Source organism: Variovorax glacialis (assembly GCF_051216375.1).
Taxonomy (GTDB): Bacteria; Pseudomonadota; Gammaproteobacteria; order Burkholderiales; family Burkholderiaceae_C; genus Variovorax.
This window is the reverse complement of sequence record NZ_JBPJZT010000015.1, coordinates 72713-93008: the sequence shown is the minus strand read 5'-3', so window position 1 is coordinate 93008 and position 20296 is coordinate 72713. Positions and strand designations below refer to the sequence as shown.

At 65.0% G+C, this 20296-nt stretch carries 21 protein-coding genes; 11 read left to right on the top strand and 10 right to left on the bottom strand.

What is annotated here, in order from left to right; translation table 11 throughout:
* The first annotated feature begins 63 nt into the window (after positions 1-63).
* The 3 genes from ACSFBL_RS28445 to ACSFBL_RS28435 all read left to right on the top strand — a co-directional run bounded on the left by ACSFBL_RS28445 (position 64) and on the right by ACSFBL_RS28435 (position 1448).
* On the top strand, positions 64-411 hold the full coding sequence (locus ACSFBL_RS28445) for a hypothetical protein (protein ID WP_435519172.1): 348 nt from the start codon (positions 64-66) through the stop codon (positions 409-411).
* Positions 404-646 carry a hypothetical protein gene (locus ACSFBL_RS28440; protein WP_286565993.1) on the top strand — a complete coding sequence of 81 codons (243 nt, stop codon included), beginning with the start codon at positions 404-406 and terminating at the stop codon, positions 644-646. The genes ACSFBL_RS28445 and ACSFBL_RS28440 overlap by 8 nt, the downstream gene beginning before the upstream one ends.
* A gap of 235 nt (positions 647-881) precedes the next feature.
* Entirely contained in the window at positions 882-1448 is a 567-nt protein-coding gene (locus tag ACSFBL_RS28435; RefSeq protein WP_435519171.1) for a hypothetical protein, read from the top strand.
* Here ACSFBL_RS28435 and ACSFBL_RS28430 read toward each other — a convergent pair.
* Together ACSFBL_RS28430 and ACSFBL_RS28425 are read right to left on the bottom strand one after the other, a co-directional pair.
* A complete protein-coding gene (locus ACSFBL_RS28430; RefSeq protein WP_435519170.1) occupies positions 1435-2283 on the bottom strand; it encodes a metal-dependent hydrolase in 849 nt (282 codons plus the stop codon). The two genes, ACSFBL_RS28435 and ACSFBL_RS28430, sit on opposite strands and share 14 nt — an antisense overlap.
* Positions 2284-2418: 135 nt before the next feature.
* Entirely contained in the window at positions 2419-4935 is a 2517-nt protein-coding gene (locus tag ACSFBL_RS28425) for a sodium-translocating pyrophosphatase (RefSeq protein WP_435519169.1), read from the bottom strand.
* Between the two features lie 261 nt (positions 4936-5196).
* Between ACSFBL_RS28425 and ppa the strand changes: the two genes are divergently transcribed.
* A complete protein-coding gene (gene ppa / locus ACSFBL_RS28420; RefSeq protein ID WP_435519168.1) occupies positions 5197-5724 on the top strand; it encodes an inorganic diphosphatase in 528 nt (175 codons plus the stop codon).
* Positions 5725-5793: 69 nt separating this feature from the next.
* Here ppa and ACSFBL_RS28415 read toward each other — a convergent pair whose 3' ends face one another.
* Positions 5794-6969 carry a GNAT family N-acetyltransferase gene (locus tag ACSFBL_RS28415; RefSeq protein WP_435519167.1) on the bottom strand — a complete coding sequence of 392 codons (1176 nt, stop codon included), beginning with the start codon at positions 6967-6969 and terminating at the stop codon, positions 5794-5796.
* 10 nt (positions 6970-6979) lie between these two features.
* Positions 6980-7918 (bottom strand): DMT family transporter, encoded by a 939-nt coding sequence (locus ACSFBL_RS28410; RefSeq protein WP_435519166.1) that lies wholly within the window; start codon positions 7916-7918, stop codon positions 6980-6982.
* 107 nt (positions 7919-8025) lie between these two features.
* Between ACSFBL_RS28410 and ACSFBL_RS28405 the strand changes: the two genes are divergently transcribed.
* Together ACSFBL_RS28405 and ACSFBL_RS28400 are read left to right on the top strand one after the other, a co-directional pair.
* Positions 8026-9720, top strand: a complete 1695-nt coding sequence (locus tag ACSFBL_RS28405; protein ID WP_435519165.1) for an NAD+ synthase — start codon at positions 8026-8028, stop codon at positions 9718-9720.
* Positions 9717-10055: a P-II family nitrogen regulator gene (locus ACSFBL_RS28400; RefSeq protein ID WP_435519164.1), complete on the top strand. Its 339-nt coding sequence runs from the start codon at positions 9717-9719 to the stop codon at positions 10053-10055. The genes ACSFBL_RS28405 and ACSFBL_RS28400 overlap by 4 nt, the downstream gene beginning before the upstream one ends.
* Positions 10056-10192: 137 nt before the next feature.
* Here the strand turns inward: ACSFBL_RS28400 and ACSFBL_RS28395 are convergent, their stop codons facing one another.
* The 6 genes from ACSFBL_RS28395 to ACSFBL_RS28370 all read right to left on the bottom strand — a co-directional run bounded on the left by ACSFBL_RS28395 (position 10193) and on the right by ACSFBL_RS28370 (position 13618).
* Positions 10193-10783, bottom strand: coding sequence for an LOG family protein (locus ACSFBL_RS28395; RefSeq protein WP_435519163.1), 591 nt, complete (start codon positions 10781-10783; stop codon positions 10193-10195).
* A gap of 29 nt (positions 10784-10812) precedes the next feature.
* Positions 10813-11205, bottom strand: a complete 393-nt coding sequence (locus ACSFBL_RS28390) for a diacylglycerol kinase (RefSeq protein ID WP_435519162.1) — start codon at positions 11203-11205, stop codon at positions 10813-10815.
* Complete coding sequence (locus tag ACSFBL_RS28385; RefSeq protein ID WP_435519221.1) at positions 11202-11663, bottom strand: RDD family protein; 462 nt, start codon at positions 11661-11663, stop codon at positions 11202-11204. The genes ACSFBL_RS28390 and ACSFBL_RS28385 overlap by 4 nt, the downstream gene beginning before the upstream one ends.
* A 124-nt stretch (positions 11664-11787) precedes the next feature.
* The gene (locus ACSFBL_RS28380) at positions 11788-12612 is read right to left on the bottom strand and encodes a DUF3106 domain-containing protein (RefSeq protein ID WP_435519161.1); all 825 of its coding nucleotides are present in this window, start codon (positions 12610-12612) and stop codon (positions 11788-11790) included.
* 14 nt (positions 12613-12626) lie between these two features.
* Complete coding sequence (locus tag ACSFBL_RS28375) at positions 12627-13055, bottom strand: DUF3619 family protein (protein WP_435519160.1); 429 nt, start codon at positions 13053-13055, stop codon at positions 12627-12629.
* On the bottom strand, positions 13052-13618 hold the full coding sequence (locus ACSFBL_RS28370) for an RNA polymerase sigma factor (RefSeq protein ID WP_435519159.1): 567 nt from the start codon (positions 13616-13618) through the stop codon (positions 13052-13054). Before ACSFBL_RS28370 ends, ACSFBL_RS28375 begins: the two co-directional genes overlap by 4 nt.
* Before the next feature lie 287 nt (positions 13619-13905).
* On the opposite strand from ACSFBL_RS28370, the gene ACSFBL_RS28365 reads away from it, so the two are divergent.
* The 5 genes from ACSFBL_RS28365 to leuA all read left to right on the top strand — a co-directional run bounded on the left by ACSFBL_RS28365 (position 13906) and on the right by leuA (position 20239).
* Positions 13906-15690, top strand: coding sequence for an acetolactate synthase 3 catalytic subunit (locus tag ACSFBL_RS28365; RefSeq protein WP_435519158.1), 1785 nt, complete (start codon positions 13906-13908; stop codon positions 15688-15690).
* A gap of 129 nt (positions 15691-15819) precedes the next feature.
* Positions 15820-16311 carry an acetolactate synthase small subunit gene (gene ilvN / locus ACSFBL_RS28360; protein WP_028253911.1) on the top strand — a complete coding sequence of 164 codons (492 nt, stop codon included), beginning with the start codon at positions 15820-15822 and terminating at the stop codon, positions 16309-16311.
* Between the two features lie 41 nt (positions 16312-16352).
* Entirely contained in the window at positions 16353-17369 is a 1017-nt protein-coding gene (gene ilvC, locus ACSFBL_RS28355) for a ketol-acid reductoisomerase (protein WP_435519157.1), read from the top strand.
* Positions 17370-17531: 162 nt separating this feature from the next.
* Positions 17532-18356: a CDP-diacylglycerol--serine O-phosphatidyltransferase gene (gene pssA / locus ACSFBL_RS28350; RefSeq protein ID WP_435519156.1), complete on the top strand. Its 825-nt coding sequence runs from the start codon at positions 17532-17534 to the stop codon at positions 18354-18356.
* Between the two features lie 179 nt (positions 18357-18535).
* Positions 18536-20239, top strand: a complete 1704-nt coding sequence (leuA, locus tag ACSFBL_RS28345) for a 2-isopropylmalate synthase (protein ID WP_435519155.1) — start codon at positions 18536-18538, stop codon at positions 20237-20239.
* Positions 20240-20296 lie beyond the last annotated feature (57 nt).

Sequence of the window (20296 nt, the reverse complement as noted above, 5' to 3'; positions counted from 1 at the left end):
CCCTCTTGGCTCGGCCCCTTTCGCCCCCTTGCAATTCACACCCTTCCCCCTCAGATGCTGGCCATGAACGATACCCAGACCCCTGCGCACAAGACCGACCTGGCTGTGACGCATGTGCTCGCCCAGCTCCTCGAGCGGCTCGAGCACAGCGCCGTGCCGGTGGGCGCCGAGCAATATCGCTCGGTGGTGATGCACCTTGTCGACGAATTCCGCGACGTGGAGCCCGGCGCCCAGCTCGGCCAGTTGCTGGATGCCTACCCGGCCGCCTCCGAGGTGTATGAAAACATGAACTACCAGCATGCCGGCCTGTGCCGCTCGGCGCTCGACACTTCGCTGTCGGCCGAACTGGCCGCCAAGTCCGCCATCGAGCGCGCCATGCGTCGCGCCGGACCGGAAACCGCCCATGAGTAAGGCCGAAGTCAAGACGGCCGTCGTGGCCGACGGGCTGCGCTACAAGGCGAAGGCGCCGGGCTCGCCGTTTCGTGCATCCGCGTCTTTCAGCGGCGCGACGATGTCCTGTTTCATGTGCGGAAAACACCGCGTGCGTTCGCAGATGCGCACTCGGCAGCTGCTTGGCAAGTCGCAGACGGTCTGCGCACCGTCCTGCAAGGCACTGGACGAACTGGTGGAATCCGGCGGGGCCTGAGACAGGCCATTTCCGGGTACCTAATTCGCGTTAGTGACGCGCATTTGACGGCGGTTTTTAGTACTTCGTACCGCCTATCAATTCAGGAGAATTCGATCTACAGTTGGAAACAATTGATGCGGCCAATTGCATCAATACCAAAGTTCTAATTTTCGGTCGATTCAATGATCCCAATTCATTCGTCAGCCCTTCAAGGGCCGGGTTCGCGTCGATTGCACCTCGAAGGACGAACCCTGTGAGCCGCCCCCGCCACGTCATCATGCAGGTCGTCAAGCGCTCGGGCGGCGCGACGCACCATGTCGAGTTCTCCATGGACGACAACTTCGCCGAGCGCCTGCGACAACTGCGCTCGCTGGTGCCGCCTCTCAATGCCCTCAACAAGCAACGTGACCTCGTCATCGACAAGGTGCGCGTGCGCATGCCAACAGCGGTCTGGCGCTGCGGCGGGGACATCGACAGCTCGGTGGAAGGCTCGTGCATCGTCATCGCAGCCGAGGGCTTCTTCAACTGCGGCGCCAAGGACCGCAAGACGAAGGAAAAGCTCGTCACCTACACATTCCCGATTTCGCGCCTGATCGAGCTGCACATGGAGCGGCCCGCGGGCGAGACCTTGTACATCCGCGACGGCATCTTCACCAACGACGAGCCGGCCGAATCGGCTGCCGGGCGGTGGGTGGCATCGCTGCACGAGCTCGAGGAGATGCGCGTGCCCGATGCGCCTTCCGATTTCGACACGCTCCAGGGCGTGCCGCTGCGCACCGAGCAAGGTGCGCTTCCGGCGCACGGCATCAGGATGAACTGAGCACCGCTTTCGCAGGCGGCGCATCCACGCGCACGAACTTCGAAGCGTTGTCCGCCAGCCAGCGACGCGACATCGCACTGTCCTGTTGCGACGGATGAAAGTCGCGGCGCAGGTAGCGCCACCAGTTTGCCCAGCTTTCGCGCAGCAGGCCGCCGCGCCCCAGCAACACGCGGGCCGCGCTGCGCCAGGTGGCCCATTTCCACAACACGCCTTCCTTTCGCAGGTTGGCGGTGGTCTGCCTGAAAAGGTCGCCGAGGAAGATCAGCGTCACCCGGCGGAACCAGCGCGCACGCCATTCATGCGAGCCGCCCACGGCCTGGTAGACGTCGAAGGCCGTGTTCTTGTGCTCGAGTTCTTCGGCGCTGTGCCAGAGCCACATGAGCTTCAGCCGTGGCTCGGCACCGTCCAACAGCTGCGGATGAGACAGCAGCCACTCCGCGAACATGGCCGTGAAATGTTCCGTGGCGGCGGTGATGGCGACGGCGTGGCGGGGATCCGCCTCGGCCAGCGGCTGCATGCGTTCAATTGCGCGTGGCGTCCAGCCGTCTTCCAGTCCTTGCGCGTCCAGGTGCGCATTGAACAGGGAGTGAATCCTGCGATGTGTCGCTTCCTGCCCGATGAAGCCCCGCACCTCCGCCTGGTACCGCTCGCGCACTTCCTCGCGAGCGTTCTGGAGCGCCCGGCGCACGGCATCTATGAAGAATTGCTCTCCGAACGGAAAGCTCATCGACAGCGCGTTGAAGAAGGCCGTGGCAAACGCATCCCCGCCGCACCAGTCGCGCGCGAAGGGCGGCTTGAGATCGATCAGCAGGCGGCGAACGACGAGGTCGGTCATGGGCGTTGCGAAATGTTCGTTGGCGTCAATTTGCGATTGTGCGCCGAGTCCGAATGAAAAAGGCCGCAAGCGGGCTCGCGGCCTTGATGCACAAGAGACGCCGCCGGACGGCGGCAACGAAGGCTTCGGGCGCGTCTACTGGACCTTGACTTCGACCCGGCGAGCTTCCGCCGGCGGTCCGTCGGCGGTGGTCTGCTCGGGCTTGGCGAGTTCGACTTTGTCGTCCGGCACGCCGGCCATCTTGAGTGCCGCCCCGACCGCGATCGCGCGCTGCTTGGCCAACTCGGCATTCTTCGCCGGATCGCCCGAAGCGTCGTGATAGCCGCTCACCAGCACGCGGCTGCCGCTCTGCACGGCCTTCACGATGTCGACCAGTGCCTCGCTCGAGCCCGCTGGCACTTCGGCGCTACTGGACGCGAAATAGAACTTGACCACGCCGCCTTCGTTCTTGATCGATGCGCCGGTGTCGGCTGCGGCGCCCGGCGCGGCAGCAGGTGCCGCGGCGGCAGGTGCCGGCGGTGCGACTGCCGGTGCGGCCGGCGCGGGCGCTGTCGCTGCGGGCGGCGCGGCGTGCGGCGCCATCGCGCCCGCTTCCGGATGGAACTTGACCAACAACGGCACGATGAGCAGCGCCACGATGTTGATGATCTTGATCAGCGGGTTCACTGCCGGGCCGGCCGTGTCCTTGTAGGGGTCGCCCACGGTGTCGCCGGTGACGGCCGCCTTGTGCGCCTCGGAGCCCTTGCCGCCGTGGTGCCCGTCCTCGATGTACTTCTTGGCGTTGTCCCAGGCGCCGCCGCCCGTGCACATGGAGATCGCCACGAACAGGCCGGTGACGATGGTGCCCATCAGCAGGCCGCCGAGCGCCTTGGGTCCGAGCACGAGGCCGACCAGGATCGGCACGACCACGGGCAGCAGCGAGGGGATCATCATTTCCTTGATCGCCGCGCCGGTCAGCATGCTCACGGCACGGCCGTATTCGGGCTTGCCGGTGCCTTCCATGATCCCGGGAATCTCGCGGAACTGCCTGCGCACTTCCTCCACCACGGAGCCCGCCGCACGGCCCACGGCCTCCATCGCCATCGCGCCGAAGAGGTAGGGAATCATGCCGCCGATGAAGAGCCCCACGATCACCATCGGGTCGCTCAGGTTGAAGCTGATGTTCAGGCCGAAGCTCTCGAGCTTGTGCGTGTAGTCGGCGAAGAGCACCAGCGCTGCGAGACCGGCGGAACCGATGGCGTAGCCCTTGGTGACGGCCTTGGTGGTGTTGCCGACCGCGTCGAGCGGGTCGGTGATGTCGCGCACGCTGGCCGGCAGCTCCGACATCTCGGCGATGCCGCCGGCGTTGTCGGTGATGGGGCCGTAGGCGTCGAGCGCGACCACGATGCCCGCCATGCTCAGCATCGCGGTCGCAGCGACGGCGATGCCGTACAGGCCCCCGAGCATGTACGAGGCGAGGATCGCGATGCACACGCAGATCACCGGCCAGGCGGTCGAACGCATCGACACGCCGAGGCCCGCGATGATGTTGGTGCCGTGGCCGGTGGTCGAGGCCTGTGCAATGTGACGCACCGGCGAATATTGCGTGCCCGTGTAGAACTCGGTGATCCACACCAGCGCGGCGGTCAGCGCCAGGCCGACGAAGCATGCGCCGAACAGCTTGAGTTGGCTGCCGGAGTCCGCGATCGCGTTGTCGGGAATCAGCCAGCTCGTGACGAACCAGAACGCGATCAGCGACAGGATGCCCGCGACCGCGAGGCCCTTGTAAAGCGCCGGCATCACGTTGACCATGCCGGGCGAGGCCTTGACGAAGAAGCAGCCGATGATCGACGCGATGATCGACACGCCGCCGAGCGCCAGCGGATACATCACCGCATTCACGGGCGCGGCGCTCACCATCAGCGCGCCGAGCACCATGGTGGCGATCAGCGTCACCGCGTAGGTCTCGAACAGGTCGGCCGCCATGCCGGCGCAGTCGCCGACGTTGTCGCCCACGTTGTCGGCGATCACGGCCGGGTTGCGCGGATCGTCCTCGGGGATGCCGGCCTCGACCTTGCCCACCAGGTCGGCGCCGACGTCGGCACCCTTGGTGAAGATGCCGCCGCCGAGCCGCGCGAAGATCGAGATCAGCGACGAGCCGAAGGCGAAGCCGATGAGCGGGTTGAGCAGGGTCGCGAAGTTCTTGTCCGGCGTGACGCCGCCCGCGAGGTACCAGTAGAAGGCCGAGACGCCGAGCAAGCCCAGCCCCACCACCAACATGCCGGTGATGGCGCCGCCGCGGAAGGCGACGTCCAGTGCCGGGCCGATGCCTTGCGTGGCGGCCTGCGCGGTGCGTACGTTGGCGCGCACCGAGACGTTCATGCCGATGAAGCCGCAGGCGCCCGACAGCACCGCGCCGATGATGAAGCCCACCGCGGTGGTCCCATCGAGGAAGATCCCGATCAGGATCGCGAGCACCACGCCGACGATGGCGATGGTGCGGTACTGCTTCGCGAGGTAGGCCGCCGCGCCGGTCTGGATGGCCGCCGCGATCTCCTGCATTCGGGCGTTGCCCGCATCTTTCGAAAGAATCCAGCTGCGCGCCCAGAAACCATAGGCTACGGCCACGAGGCCGCAGACGATGGCGAGGACGAGAGGGGTGTTGCCAGTCATGCCTTAGCTTCTCCAGTAGTTCGTTTCGTAACTTGTGGAGACGGCCGCCTGACTGTGCGCAACGCGTACGGGTCAGTGCTTCCGTCGCGTTGCTTCCTCGAAGCCCCGGTGCCGCAAGGGCATGGGACCGATTGGCCAACGCGGCCAATTTACAGGCAAAAGTCGCGTTCTGTGCGACTGTGCTGTGACATGGAAAGTAAACTTCGGGTTTGTCCGCATCCTGCGAGCAACACTTTTAACTACTTCCCAAAGACACGCACCATGTCCCTCGGCAAAGTTTCCCCCGGTAAAGACGCCCCCGAAGCCTTCAACGTCGTCATCGAGATCCCGATGAACGCCGATCCGATCAAGTACGAGGTCGACAAGGAGTCGGGCGCGATCTTCGTCGATCGCTTCATGACCACCGCGATGCACTACCCGACGAACTACGGCTACGTGCCGCAGACCCTGTCGGGCGACGGCGACCCGGTCGACGTGCTGGTGATCACGCCCTGGGCGCTGGTGCCGGGCGTGGTGGTGCCATGCCGGCCGATCGGCATCCTGATGATGGAAGACGAAGCCGGCGTCGACGGCAAGGTGCTCGCGGTGCCGACCGACAAGGTGCTGCCCATCTACAGCCACTGGAAGAAGGTCGAGGACGTGAACCCGATGCGCCTGAAGGCCATCACGCATTTCTTCGAGCACTACAAGGACCTCGAAGCCGGTAAGTGGGTCAAGGTGCTGGGCTGGGAAGGCATCGACGCCGCCAAGAAGGAAATCCTGGACGGCATCGCGAACTACAAGAAGTAGGACGCAGAACGGATCGATCCGAAAAGGCGCCTCGCGGCACGTGTCGCGAGGCGCCTTTTTGCGTGCACATCAGCCCGGCTTGCGGAACGGGGTGCGCTCGCCGAGATGATCCATGTAGTTCTCCATGCCCGCGCCCTCGCGCTCCAGGAATCGCTCCACCGCATCGGCGAACGCGGGGTGCGCCAGCCAGTGCGCGCTGGTGGTCATGACGGGCATCAGGGCGCGCGCCATCTTGTGCTCTCCCTGTGCGCCGCCTTCGAAGCGCTCGACGCCGTGCTCGATGCACCATTGCAGCGGCTGGTAATAGCAGGCCTCGAAGTGCAGGCAATCCACGCGTTCGAGGGCGCCCCAATAGCGCCCGTAGGCGACGAGTGGACGTTCCGACGCATCGTCGCCGCCGAGTCCCGCGGAAAGTGCGATCAGGCTCGATGCGATGGGTTTGCCGCCACGCTCGGCAATGAAGAGCAGCCACGACTCGGGCATGCTGGCCGCCATGCGATGGAAGAAGTCGCGACTCAGGTAGGGCGGGTTGCCGTGCTCGCGGTAGGTGCGGGCGTAGCAGCGATAGAAGAAGTCCCAGTCGGCGCTGCTGATGTCCGCGCCCCGTGACCAGCGGAAGTGCACGCCGGCGTCATGGACCTTGCGTCGCTCCTGGCGGATCTTCTTGCGCTTGTCGTGCGAGAGGCTCGCGAGGAACGCGTCGAAACCGGCCCACTCGGCATTCGTCCAGTGGAACTGCACGGTGTGTCGCAGCATCAGGCCTGCTTCGGAACAGGCCGCGATGTCCTCTTCGGCGCCGAAGAGGAGGTGGAGGGACGACACCTCCGACTGCTTGCACCAGGCGACCAATGCCTGTGCCAGAAGGACTCGGCTCGCCTCGTCGCGTGCGAGCAGGCGCGCACCCGGCACAGGCGTGAAGGGCACCGCGACGACCGCCTTGGGGTAGTAGGCCAGGCCATGCTGTTCGTAGGCGTTCGCCCAGGCCCAGTCGAATACGTACTCGCCGTAGGAATGATCCTTGACGTACAGCGGGCAGGCCGCGGCAAGGGTCTTGCCTCGCCAGAGCGTGATGAAGCGGGACGTCCAGCCGCTCGCCGGGGATGCGCTGCGGCTGGCATCCATCGCGTTCAGGTAGGCGTGACGCATGAACGGGGAGGGCGCGGCCTGCAGGGCGAGCAGTTCGTCCCAGGCCGCGGCGTCGATTTCCGACGGTGAATCGTGAATGCGAATGACAGAATCGGTCAATGTCACCTCGTCAACGCTTGCGAGCGCCGAGGCTCTCGGCGATGTGGATGCCGCCAAGCACGAGCGCCAGGGCGACCGCGTGGTAGGCCGACAGTGGCTCGCCCAGGATCAGCACGGCCAGCAGCGGCCCGAAGATCGGAACCAGGTTGAGAAAGACACCGGCCCGTGCCGGCCCGATCAGCCCGACCGCCTGGATGAAGGTGACCTGCGAGATGAACGATGGCAATAGTCCGATGAACAGCACCAGCGCGATCCCCTTGGCGGTCGGCATGAAGAACTGGCCCATCGCGATCTCGACCGCGACGAGCGGCAACGACACGATGCACGCCACCGCCGCAGTGGCCGCGAAGAACACGATGGCCGGCACTTCGGGCCGCCTTCGCAGGCCGAGCGCATACCCGGCGTAGAGCAGGCACGCGATGATCATCCAGACGTCGCCGATGTTGAACGCCAGTTGCGCCAGCATCGCGAACTCCCCGCGGGATGCGACGACGGCAATCCCTGCAAGCGTGAGCACGACGCCCGCGATCTGCAGACCGGTGATTCGGCTGCGAAAGAAGAAAAAGCTACCCACGAGTACGAGCACCGGGATGGTGCCCTGGATGATCGCGATGTTGATCGCCGTCGTGTGATGCGCCGCCGCGTAGAAGAGCGCATTGAAGCCCGTGAAGCCGAACGCGCCCATGAGCGTGATCGAACGCCATGAAGGCAGCAGCGTGCGCCAGTGCGTGGCGATCTGCTGGCGCGACGTGAACCAGAGTGCCAGGCAGCAGACGATCCATCGCGAGAAGGTCAGCATCATCGGCGAGATCTCGCCCACCGCGAGTCTGGCGGCCACCGCGTTGGCGCCCCATGTGAGCGTGGTGAACACCAGCAGCAGGTAGGCCTGGCCCTGGGGCCGCGGAACGAAGGTGTCTAAGAAGCTGGCGAGGGAAGAACCGGTGCGCATCGCCTGTCGAGGGTAACAGCCCCTGCGATCGCGCGTGCGCGAGGGGTCGCAAGGCACGTCGCCGAGGGGCCGATGACATAATTGTTCAGCCTTTTTCCTGCCTCCTTATGACTCTGAAACTCGCGGTCGCGCAGCTCAATTTCGTGGTCGGTGATCTCTCCGGCAACGCTCGCAAGATCGTCGATGCAGCGCGATCCGCCTACGAGCAAGGCGCTCGCCTGCTGCTCACCCCCGAACTCTCGATCTGCGGCTACGCGGCCGAGGACATGTTTCTGCGGCCGGCCTTCGTCTCGGCCTGCGACGACGCCGTCCGGGCGGTCGCGACCGAGCTCGCGGACCTCGACGGCATGGTTGTCGTCGTCGGCCATCCCACGGGCGGCAGCCTTCGCAGCAAGTCGGTCGCCGTGCAGTTGAGGCACAACGCCGCGAGCGTGCTGAGCGAGGGGCGCATTCTCGACACTTACGCCAAGCGCGAACTGCCCAACTATCAGGTGTTCGACGAGCGCCGCTATTTCACGCCGGGCGAGGGCGTCTGCGTGTTCGAGGCGGGCGGGGTCTCGGTCGGCTTGCTGATTTGCGAGGACGCCTGGTTCGACGCGCCCGCGCAAGTCGCGAAGGAGGCGGGAGCCGAGGTGCTGGCGGTCATCAATGCCTCGCCATTCCACGTCGGCAAGGAAGGCGAGCGCGTGGCGCGCATGGCAGATCGTGCCCGGGCGGCAGGGTTGCCGATTGTCTATGCGCACCTGGTCGGGGGGCAGGACGAGGTGGTGTTCGACGGTGCCTCCTTTGCTCTGCAGTCCGATGGCAGCACCGCGTTGCAGGCAGGGAGCTTCACGGAGGAATTGGTCTTCGCGCAGATGGAACGTGCCTCGCATGGCGTCCGTTTTGTGCCTGACGCGACGGCCGCGGCGCCTCGGCGCGAGCCCGAGGCGCAGCTGTGGGATGCACTGGTGCTCGGGGTGCGCGACTACATCGGCAAGAACGGGTTTCCCGGCGCGATCCTCGGCTTGTCGGGAGGCATCGATTCGGCGCTGGTGCTGGCGATCGCTGTCGATGCATTGGGCAAGGACAAGGTCCGCGCGGTGATGATGCCGTCACCCTACACGGCCGACATCAGCTGGATCGACGCGCGAGAGATGGCTCGCCGGATGGGTGTGCGCTACGACGAGATCTCGATCAAGCACACCTTCGAGTCGTTCCGGGGCGCCCTGGCAAGCGACTTCAAGGGCCTGCCAGAAGACACCGCCGAGGAAAACCTCCAGGCGCGCATTCGCGGCACGCTGCTGATGGCCTTGTCGAACAAGTTCGGCTCGATCGTGCTCACCACCGGAAACAAGAGCGAGATGGCGACCGGCTACTGCACGCTGTACGGCGACATGGCGGGCGGCTTCGCGGTCATCAAGGACGTCCTCAAGACGACCGTGTTCGCGCTCGCGCGCTGGCGCAATGCCCACGACCCGTACGGGACCGGCTCGGAACCGATCCCGGAGCGGATCATCACGCGCCCCCCGAGCGCCGAACTGCGCCCGGACCAGACCGACCAGGACAGCCTGCCGCCCTACGACATCCTCGACGGCATTCTGGCGCGCTACATGGAAGACGACGAAGGCATCGACGAGATCATCGCGGCGGGCTACGAGCGCGCCATCGTCGAGCGGGTGGCCCGCCTGATCAAGATCAACGAGTACAAGAGACGCCAGGCACCGGTGGGAATCCGGGTCACCCACCGGAGTTTCGGCAAGGATTGGCGCTACCCTATCACCAGCAAGTTCAACGAAACCGCCGGAAGAAAGACCCTATGAAGCAAATCACCGCCATCCTCAAACCGTTCAAGCTCGATGACGTGCGCGAGGCCCTGGCCGAGGTGGGCGTCACCGGCCTCACCGTGACCGAGGTGAAGGGTTTCGGGCGCCAGAAAGGGCACACGGAGCTCTACCGGGGCGCTGAATACGTGGTTGACTTCCTGCCCAAGACGAAGGTGGAAGTCGTCGTGAACGAGGTGGACGTGGATCGCTGCGTGGATGCGATCGTCAGCGCCGCCCGCACGGGGAAGATCGGCGACGGCAAGATCTTCGTGACAAACGTTGAGCGCGTGGTACGCATCCGTACCGGCGAAGAGGACGAAGCAGCGGTCTAGAGCTCGCCCCCAGGCTGCGCGCACTTCGTGTCGCTTCGCCTACCCCCTGCCGGGGGCAACACCGACGGCCCGGCTGAGCCGGTCCGTGGTGTTCCTAAGCTCGGTCGCTGCTTGACCGTTCAGCTGATCGGCCAAAACTAGAGGACTTCTGCCAGTTTGTCGCCGCGCGGGTGGCGGTCCACTTCTTCTCTCAGCGCTTCGAGCAGGGGCGTGGCTTCGGCACCGGTGCGGACGAGGCCCATTTGCCATTCGCCCATGAAGCCCTCGCGCACGCTGTGTGCAAGGAACGCCAAGAGGGCGTCGTAGTAGCCGTCGACGTTCAGGATGCCTACGGGCTTGTCGTGGTAGCCGAGTTGGCGCCAGGTCCAGATTTCGAAGAGTTCCTCGAGGGTGCCGATGCCGCCGGGGAGGGCGATGAATGCGTCCGCCCGCTCGCCCATCATGGCCTTGCGCTCGTGCATGGTGTCGACGACGTGCAACTCGTCGCTCTGGCGGTTGGCGAGTTCCTTGTCGACCAGGGCCTGGGGGATGATGCCCACGACGCGGCCACCGGCGGCGCGGGTGGCCTCGGCGACGGTGCCCATCAGGCCGGTGCGTCCGCCGCCGTAGACCAGTTGGCCGCCTTGCTCGCCGATCCAGCGGCCGACAGCCTGGGCCACGGCCGTGAATTCAGGGCGCTCGCCGGGGCGCGAGCCGCAATACACGCAAATTGAGAAAGAGGGAGTCATCCCCCGATCATGCCGCGACCGTGCGTCGACTATGTGGCGAAGCGTTGCCAGAGCGCCGCGATCCACACGCCGCTGCACAGCAGGATCGACAGCAGGACGGCGGCGCTGCCGAGATCCTTGGCCGTCTTCGAGAATGAATGCCACTCGGGGCCGACGCGGTCGATGGCGGCCTCGATGCCGCTGTTGAGCAGTTCGACGATCAGCACCAGCATCACGGTCGCCACGAGGAGCGCGACTTCGACCCAGCTTTGTCCGACCCAGAACGCCGCCGGCAGCATGACGACGGCACAGGCCACCTCCTGCCGGAACGCGGCTTCGCGCCAGCCGGCACGAAAGCCGTCGAATGAAATGAGCGTGGCGTGCCAGACACGGGCCAGGCCGCGCCGCGCTTTCTGCGGGTTGACGGGATCGGCGTCGCTCATCGCCTGCTGAGGGGGCGGGAGGGTACCAGCCGGGTACCGGCCCACGCGTCGTGCCAGAACTGGCGCTCGGGATGGAAGCGCGCGAGGAGGGCCCAGACGAACACCCAACCGAGGATCAGCACCGCGGACTCGCCGCCAGACAGGTTGAACGGCGAGATGGCCGCAAGCGGCGGCAGGAACCAGACCCAGCTCAGCAGGTAACGCAGCAAGGCGCGGCCCTGGGTGAGCGGGCGGCCGAAGCGGTCGACCACGCGGATGCCCCAGGTCTTCATGGCCAGGGTCTGCCCATGGGCCCAGAACCAGACGAAGTACACGCCGAAGACGATGAAAAGGAATGCCTGCAGCAGGTGCCGGCGCGAGTCCATCGCGTCGCGCATCTGGCCGAGCGTGCTGAACAGCCAGCCGGCGACGAACACCACGGCAAAGAGCAGCATCCCTTCGTAGAGCCAGCAGGCCATCCGGCGCCAGAGGCCGGGCGCGATGAGCTTCGCGGGAACCTGTTCGGATGCTTCGGCGGATGCCGGTCGGTCAGGGGCGGGACTGCCGGAGGAGCTGGGGGTCATCGACACCTTGAAACTTGCATCAGGGTGCGGAAGAGGGCTGCTCGGTCATGCGCACCGGCGGGACGGCCGGGGCCGGCGCGTCTGCGACCGGCGCGGTGGAGGACGACGGCGGCGGGACCTGCGCCTCGGCGCTCACCGGGGGCGAGACAGGCGCGGGCACGGCTGGCGCAACGGGGGGGCGCGCCGCTGCCGTCATGGGGGCCGGCGGCGGCGCCAGCTGGATGCGGGGCATGTGCTGGCCATCGGGCCCGAGCGCCGGCACCGGAGCGAGCTTCTGGGCCGGCACGGGTCGGATCGTGGGCGCCGCGCCCGGCGTGCCCGACGTGCTGGCGCGCGCTGCGAGCTTGCCCTTTTCCTCGTCGCTCAGCGCCTTGTAGGCCTCCCACTTCGCCTTGCGCTCATCCACGGGGACCTGCTTGACGTCGGCGAAGTTGAGGCGCGCCTGCGCGCGCTGCTGGTTGCTCAGGGTCGCCCACTCGGTCATGCGGCTGTGGAGGACCTCCTGATCGGCGGCCGGCAGCTTGGCATAGTCGCGCGAAATCGCCAGCCACTTGCGCTTGTGCGGCTCCGTCAGGTCGTCCCAAGAGGCGGCGAGGGGCTGGAGAGCCCGCTGCTGGCGCGTGGTGAGGTCACGCCAGAGCGGCTTCGAGACCGGTTGCTTGGCCGCAGGGGTGGTCGCTTGCGCCGCGGATGCCGCGGGCTTGTTCGGTTGCGCCCTTGCGGTGCTCGTCAGGAGGCCGGCGCCGGCCGACAGGAGGCCCGCGATCAGCCACGCGCCGGTCGTCCAGGCGCGCGGACGCGCCAGGCGGAGGGCTTCGGCGCGAGGAAGGGGGCGTTGCGGCATTCGGTGGCGGTCGATCAGCGTTCGGAGGTGTTTTCCGTCTTCAGGAACTGCGCAAAGCCGGGGTCGGTATAGGCCGCGGGCGGCAAGTCGTCGGTGAGCAGGGCCGAGTCGACCTCGGCGAGTTCGTTGGTCCGGCTGTCTTCCTGCATGACGCTGATCGCCACGAGCCCGGCGACCAAGGCCACCAGCGGGATCACCGAGCCGATGCGCGTCCACCACCAGCCCGCTCCCAGCGCTGCCGTGTGGCCGTTCGACACCGCAACAGGCGCGCTTCGCAACTGCGGAACCACCTTGCGGCGAGCCACGGACTGTACCCGGGCCGCGCGCAGGCGCTCGCCGACCTCGTGCGACAGCTCGAGGTTGCCGGCGGTGAGCCGGCTGGCGATACGGCGCCCGAATTGCGCTTCGAGCGCGTCGGAGGAGGCAGAAAGCGTTGTATTCATAGCGAAATTCCCTTGGCCTTGAGCGCTTTGCTCAAGGCATGAACGGCGCGCGAGCAATGGGTCTTGACGCTCCCTTCGGAGCAACCCATTGCGGCGGCCGTTTCGGCGACATCCATTTCCTCCCAGTAACGCATCAGAAAGGCCTCGCGTTGACGACCGGGCAGGGCGGCGATCTCTTCCTCGATCTCTCGGAAAACCTGGGCGCGGCGGGTTGTGTCCTCTGCGCTCTCGGTTTCTCGGGTGTCCATGGGGAGGTCGACGTGTCCGAGCAGGTCGAAATCACCGTCGTCGTCCATCGACTCGAAGTCGCTCAAATTCGAAAACAAAGCCCGGCGCGTCTTCTGGCGCCGGAACCAGTCAAGGGTGGAATTCGAGAGGATCCGCTGAAACAGGAGAGGCAATTCGCTGGCCGGCTTGTCGCCGTAGTGCTCGGCCAGTTTCATCATGCTGTCCTGAACGATGTCGAGCGCCGCCTCTTCGTCCCGCACGTGGTAGACGGAGCGCTTGAAAGCGCGCCGTTCGACACTCTTCAGGAAGTCGGAAAGTTCTTGTTCAGTGGCCAAGCGAGTCCGGCGCCGGGGAAGCGCCGCGTGGGATGTGTGTCTCTGATGGACGTTGGTGTTTTTGCCGCCGCGGATTATGCCTCCCCACTCGGATTGGCTTCGTTCGAGTTGCCAGGGGTTCTTCCGATGTCATAATCCGCGTTGCAAGTCAAAAGGCAAACGGGTCACGGTCCGGTGGTATGACAAATCCGCCCATGGTTGTGGCCTCAAGTCCTGACGCGGCTTCAAAAGAGCTGGCGAAGGGGCACCCAAGGTTTTTCGTTCCCGAAAAAACACAAAGGTTGATCATGGAAATCTCGAAGGCGGAAATCACTTCCGCGGCAGCCGCATCCTCCGCGATGGGCAATCAAACGCAAGAACTCATGGGCGCCGAAGTGCTGGTCAAGGCACTGCAGGCCGAAGGCGTCCAGTATGTCTGGGGCTACCCCGGCGGCGCAGTTCTCTACATCTACGACGCGTTCTACAAGCAGGACACCATCCAGCACGTGCTGGTGCGCCACGAACAGGCTGCGGTGCACGCTGCCGACGGCTACGCGCGCGCCACCGGCGAGGTCGGGGTGGCCCTGGTCACTTCCGGGCCCGGACTGACCAACGCGGTCACCGGCATCGCGACGGCCTACATGGACAGCATCCCGATGGTGATCATCTCGGGCCAGGTGCCGACCGCGGCGATCGGGCTCGACGCCTTCCAGGAATGCGACACCGTCGGCATTACGCGGCCGATCGTCAAGCACAACTTCCTCGTCAAGGATCCCAAGGATCTGGCCATCACGATGAAGAAGGCCTTCCACATCGCACGCAGCGGCCGTCCAGGCCCGGTCGTCGTGGACGTTCCGAAGGACGTCTCGTTCAAGAAGGTCACTTACAGCGGCTATCCCGAGAAGATCGAGATGCGCTCGTACAACCCCGTGCGAAAAGGGCACGGCGGCCAGATCCGCAAGGCCCTGCAACTGCTGCTGACGGCCAAGCGTCCCTACATCTACACCGGCGGCGGCGTGTTGCTCGGCAACGCGACGAACGAACTGCGCACACTCGTCGACCTGCTCGGCTACCCGGTCACCAACACCCTGATGGGACTGGGCGCCTATCCGGCGAGCGACCGCAAGTTCCTCGGCATGCTGGGCATGCACGGCACCATCGAAGCCAACAACGCGATGCAGAGTTGCGATGTGCTGCTGGCGGTGGGTGCGCGCTTCGACGATCGCGTGATCGGCAACCCGAAGCACTTCGCACAGAACGAACGCAAGATCATCCACATCGACATCGACCCGTCGAGCATCTCGAAGCGCGTGAAGGTCGACATCCCGATCGTCGGTGACGTGAAGGACGTCCTGACCGAACTCATCACGATGATCAAGGAAAGCACGACGCGTCCGGATGCGGGTGCGCTGTCGAACTGGTGGGACACGATCGAAGGCTGGCGCAGCAAGGACTGCCTCAAGTACGACCGCGGCAACAAGGACGTGATCAAGCCGCAGTACGTGGTCGAGACCCTTTGGAACATGACCAAGGACGCCGACACCTACATCACGTCGGACGTCGGTCAGCATCAGATGTGGGCCGCGCAGTACTACCGCTTCGACGAGCCGCGCCGCTGGATCAATTCGGGCGGCCTGGGCACGATGGGGGTCGGCATTCCCTACGCGATGGGCATCAAGCTCGCCAAGCCCGAATCGGAAGTGTTCTGCATCACGGGCGAAGGCTCGGTGCAGATGTGCATCCAGGAGCTCTCCACCTGCCTGCAGTACAACACGCCGATCAAGATCTGCTCGCTGAACAACCGCTACCTCGGCATGGTCCGGCAGTGGCAGGAAATCGAGTACTCGGGGCGCTACAGCCACAGCTACATGGACGCGCTGCCCAACTTCGTGAAGCTCGCCGAGGCATACGGCCACGTCGGCATGCTGATCGAGCGTCCGCAGGACGTGGAGCCGGCGCTGCGCGAGGCGCGCAAGCTCAAGGACCGCACCGTGTTCATGGACTTCCGAACCGACCCGACCGAGAACGTGTTCCCGATGGTCAAGGCGGGCATGGGCATCACCGAAATGCTGCTGGGCTCCGAAGACCTTTAATCACTCGAAAAGCCGGCCCGCGGGGCGGACCGGCGCGTTGTTCAACCTACTTCTGACGAATCTATTGCCCGCCAAGCCCGTGCATTACCGTGTGCGGGGGAGGGCGGCGAAAAGAGGAGTCTGCTTGCCATGAAACACATCATTGCCGTGCTGCTCGAGAACGAGGCCGGTGCACTCTCCCGCGTCGTGGGTCTCTTCTCGGCCCGCGGCTACAACATTGAATCGCTCACCGTCGCACCCACCGAGGATGCAAGCCTCTCGCGCATGACCATCGTCACCGCAGGCTCCGACGACGTGATCGAGCAGATCACCAAGCATCTGAACCGCCTGATCGAGGTCGTGAAGGTCGTCGACCTGACCGAGGGCGCCTACACCGAGCGCGAGCTCATGATGGTGAAGGTGCGCGCAGTCGGCAAGGAGCGCGAGGAAATGATGCGCATGGCCGAGATCTTCCGCGGCCGCATCATCGACGTGACCGACAAGAGCTACACCATCGAGCTCACTGGCGACCACGGCAAGAACGACGCGTTTCTCGAAGCCATCGATCGCGGCGCGATCCTCGAGACCGTCCGTACCGGCGCCAGCGGCATCGGCCGCGGCGAGCGCATCCTGCGCGTTTGAATCATCTGTCCCACATCCACCGAATCTACGAAGGAGAAATCATGAAGGTCTATTACGACAAGGACGCTGATCTGAGCCTGATCAAGGGCAAGACGGTTGCAATCATCGGCTACGGCAGCCAAGGCCATGCACACGCGCAAAACCTGAACGACAGCGGCGTGAAGGTCGTCGTCGGCCTGCGCAAGGGTGGCGCGTCCTGGCCGAAGGTTGAGAAGGCCGGCCTGAAGGTGGCTGAAGTTGCCGATGCCGTGAAGGCGGCGGATGTCGTCATGATCCTGCTACCCGACGAGCAGATCGCCAGCGTCTACAAGAACGACGTCGCACCGAACATCAAGGAAGGCGCTTCGCTCGTCTTCGCGCACGGCTTCAACGTGCACTACGGTTTCGTGCAGCCGCGCGCCGACCTGGACGTCTGGATGGTCGCTCCCAAGGCCCCCGGCCACACCGTTCGCAGCACCTACACGCAAGGCGGCGGCGTGCCGCACCTGATCGCCGTGCATGCCGACAAGAGCGGCAAGGCCCGCGACCTGGCGCTGTCGTACGCCACGGCTAACGGCGGCGGCAAGGCCGGCATCATCGAGACCAACTTCCGCGAAGAAACCGAAACCGACCTGTTCGGCGAACAGGCCGTGCTGTGCGGCGGTACCGTCGAGCTGATCAAGGCAGGCTTCGAGACGCTGGTGGAAGCCGGCTACGCGCCCGAAATGGCGTACTTCGAATGCCTGCACGAGCTGAAGCTGATCGTCGACCTGATCTATGAAGGCGGCATCGCCAACATGAACTACTCGATCTCGAACAACGCCGAGTACGGCGAGTACGTGACGGGTCCGCGCATCGTGACCGAGGAAACCAAGAAGGTCATGAAGCAGGTCCTCAAGGACATCCAGACCGGTGAATACGCCAAGAGCTTCGTGCTGGAAAACGCGGGCGGTGCGCCCACGCTGATCAGCCGCCGCCGCCTGAATGCCGAGCACCAGATCGAAGTGGTCGGCGAGAAGCTGCGCGCGATGATGCCCTGGATCAAGAAGAACAAGCTGGTCGACCAGACCCGCAACTGATCGGACCTTCCCGACGCGACGAGGGCCACCCATGCGGTGGCCCTTTTCTTTCTGGGCGCCACACCGCCTGAACTACACTGCGACCGATGCGTTCGACACTCTCATCTGCCATGAATCAGACAGCCCTTTGCGCCGCGAAGACGAGCGCCGGAGGTCGGGCGCATGCATGACGACACGATCCCGGACGACGTCGCGCCGCGCAAGCGTCGCAAGGGCATCTACATCCTGCCGAACCTGTTCACGCTGGCGGCCCTGTTCGGCGGTTTCTACGCGATCGTGATGGCGATGAACGCGCGCTTCGATCAAGCGGCACTCGGCGTGTTTGCCGCCATGATCCTCGACAGTCTCGACGGCCGGGTTGCGCGCATGACGAACACGCAGAGTGCCTTCGGCGAGCAGATGGATTCGCTGTCGGACATGGTGTCTTTCGGCGCCGCGCCTGCATTGATTGCCTACGAATGGTCCCTGAAGGGGCTCGGCCGGTGGGGATGGATCGCAGCCTTCGTCTACTGCGCATGCGCTGCCTTGCGGCTTGCGCGTTTCAACGTCAATACCGGCGTGGTCGACAAGCGCTGGTTCCAGGGGCTGCCGTCGCCTGCCGCGGCGGCACTCGTAGCGGGCTTCATCTGGCTCATGACCGAATGGGGCCGACGCGGCGGCGAGGTGCTCTACCTCTCGTGGCAGCAAATCACGTGGATCACCTTCGGCTTCACGCTGTATGCGGGCCTGTCCATGGTGACCAACGCGCCGTTCTACAGCTTCAAGGACGTGCAGATGAAGCGTAGCGTGCCCTTCGCGGCGATCGTGCTGATCGCGCTCGGCATCGCGGTGGTCAACATCCACCCGCCGACGGTGCTGTTCGGCATGTTCGTCGCCTATGGGCTGAGCGGCTACGTGGTCTACGCCTGGCGCAAGGCCAAGGGGCAGCAGGTGAGCGTGATCAGCATCTCGACCGACGAACCCGACGAGCGCGGGCTCCACAACTGATAGAGGCTGTGCTACATTCACGCCTTCCATGAACAAGATTTCGCTGGCCCTACTACTGATCCCCTACGGGCGGAGTCGGTAGCGCGCGCGCAAATCCCTCACCACGGCCCGTTCGCACCAGCAACGGGCCGTTTTGTTTTGGGGTTGCTGGTTGATCCAACCATAGCGAGAAAAATCAGATGTTGAAGCAACCCAACCTCAAGTACCGTCCCTTCGCACCGATAGGCCTCAAGGACCGCACCTGGCCCGACGCCGTGCTGACCCAGGCGCCGATCTGGCTGTCGACCGACCTGCGCGACGGAAACCAGGCGCTGGTGGAGCCGATGGACATCGCCCGCAAGATGCGGATGTTCGAGACGCTGGTGGCGATCGGCTTCAAGGAAATCGAGGTCGGCTTCCCGTCCGCCTCCCAGGTCGAGTTCGACTTCGTGCGCAAGCTGATCGAGGAAGACCGCATCCCCGATGACGTGACGATCCAGGTGCTGACGCAGGCGCGCGACCACCTGATCGAGCGCACCTTCGAGGCCTTGCAGGGTGCGCCCCGCGCAATCGTGCATCTCTACAACGCGGTCGCGCCGATCATGCGCCGCGTGGTGCTCGGCATGGACGAGGACCAGATCGTCGAACTCGCGACTACGCACGCGCGCATGTTCAACACCTTCGCCGCCAGGCAGCCGAACACGCGCTGGACATTCCAGTACTCGCCAGAAATGTTCTCGGGCACCGACCTCGCGTTTTCGAAGCGGGTGGTGGATGCCGTCACCGAAGTCTGGGCACCGACGCCGACGAACAAGTGCATCGTCAACCTGCCTTCGACCGTCGAGCATTCGACGCCGAACATCTTTGCCGACATGATCGAGTGGATGCACCGCAACCTGGCACGCCGCGATGCGATCGTCCTGTCCGTGCACCCCCACAACGATCGCGGCACGGGCACCGCGGCCGGCGAGTTCGCATTGATGGGCGGCGCCGATCGCATCGAAGGCTGCCTCTTCGGGAACGGCGAACGCACCGGCAATCTCGACCTGGTCAACGTGGCGCTCAACCTGTACACGCAAGGCGTATCACCGGGGCTCGACTTCTCGAACATCGACGAGATCCGTACCACCGTCGAGCATTGCAACCAGTTGCCGGTGCATCCGCGCCATCCGTACGTCGGCGACCTCGTCTACACGTCGTTCTCGGGGTCGCACCAGGACGCGATCAAGAAGGCCTTCGGAGCGCGCAAGGACGGCGATATCTGGGATATGCCCTACCTGCCGATCGACCCGAAGGACGTCGGCCGCAGCTATGAAGCTGTGATCCGGGTCAACAGCCAGTCCGGAAAGGGCGGCATCGCCTATCTGCTCGAAAGCGAATATGGGCTCGAGTTGCCGCGTCGCCTCCAGATGGAATTCAGCCAGACCGTGCAGCGCGTCATGGACGTCGAAGGCAAGGAACTGACCGCGGCCGACCTCTGGGCGCTGTTCGAGCGTGAGTACGGCATTCATGATGCCAACGGTCCGCAGCACCGCGTGCTCGAAGAGCAAGGGGAGGGCGCGGACGCCACCGTTGTCCTGCGCGCCGATCTTCCCTGGGAAGGCGAAGTCCGCCCGATCGAGGGTCGAGGCAATGGTCCGATCGACGCCTTCATTCACGCCCTGGCCGGCGCGACAGGCCACGCGATTCGCGTCATCGACTACCACCAGCACGCGATCGGTGCCGGCGCGGACGCCCAGGCTGTGGCCTACCTCGAACTGCGCGTCGACAATTCGACGACGTTGTTCGGCGTCGGAATGGATGCGAACATCATCTCGGCGTCTCTGAAGGCCATCGTTTCCGGGTTGTCTCGGGCACGAGCGCAGGGTGCACGCAGCGCACAATCGGTGGCTGAACCGGCTTGATGCGCTGAGGCCCCCATGTCCCGCCTCGGCGGGACGGCATGAATCCAAGGAGATCCA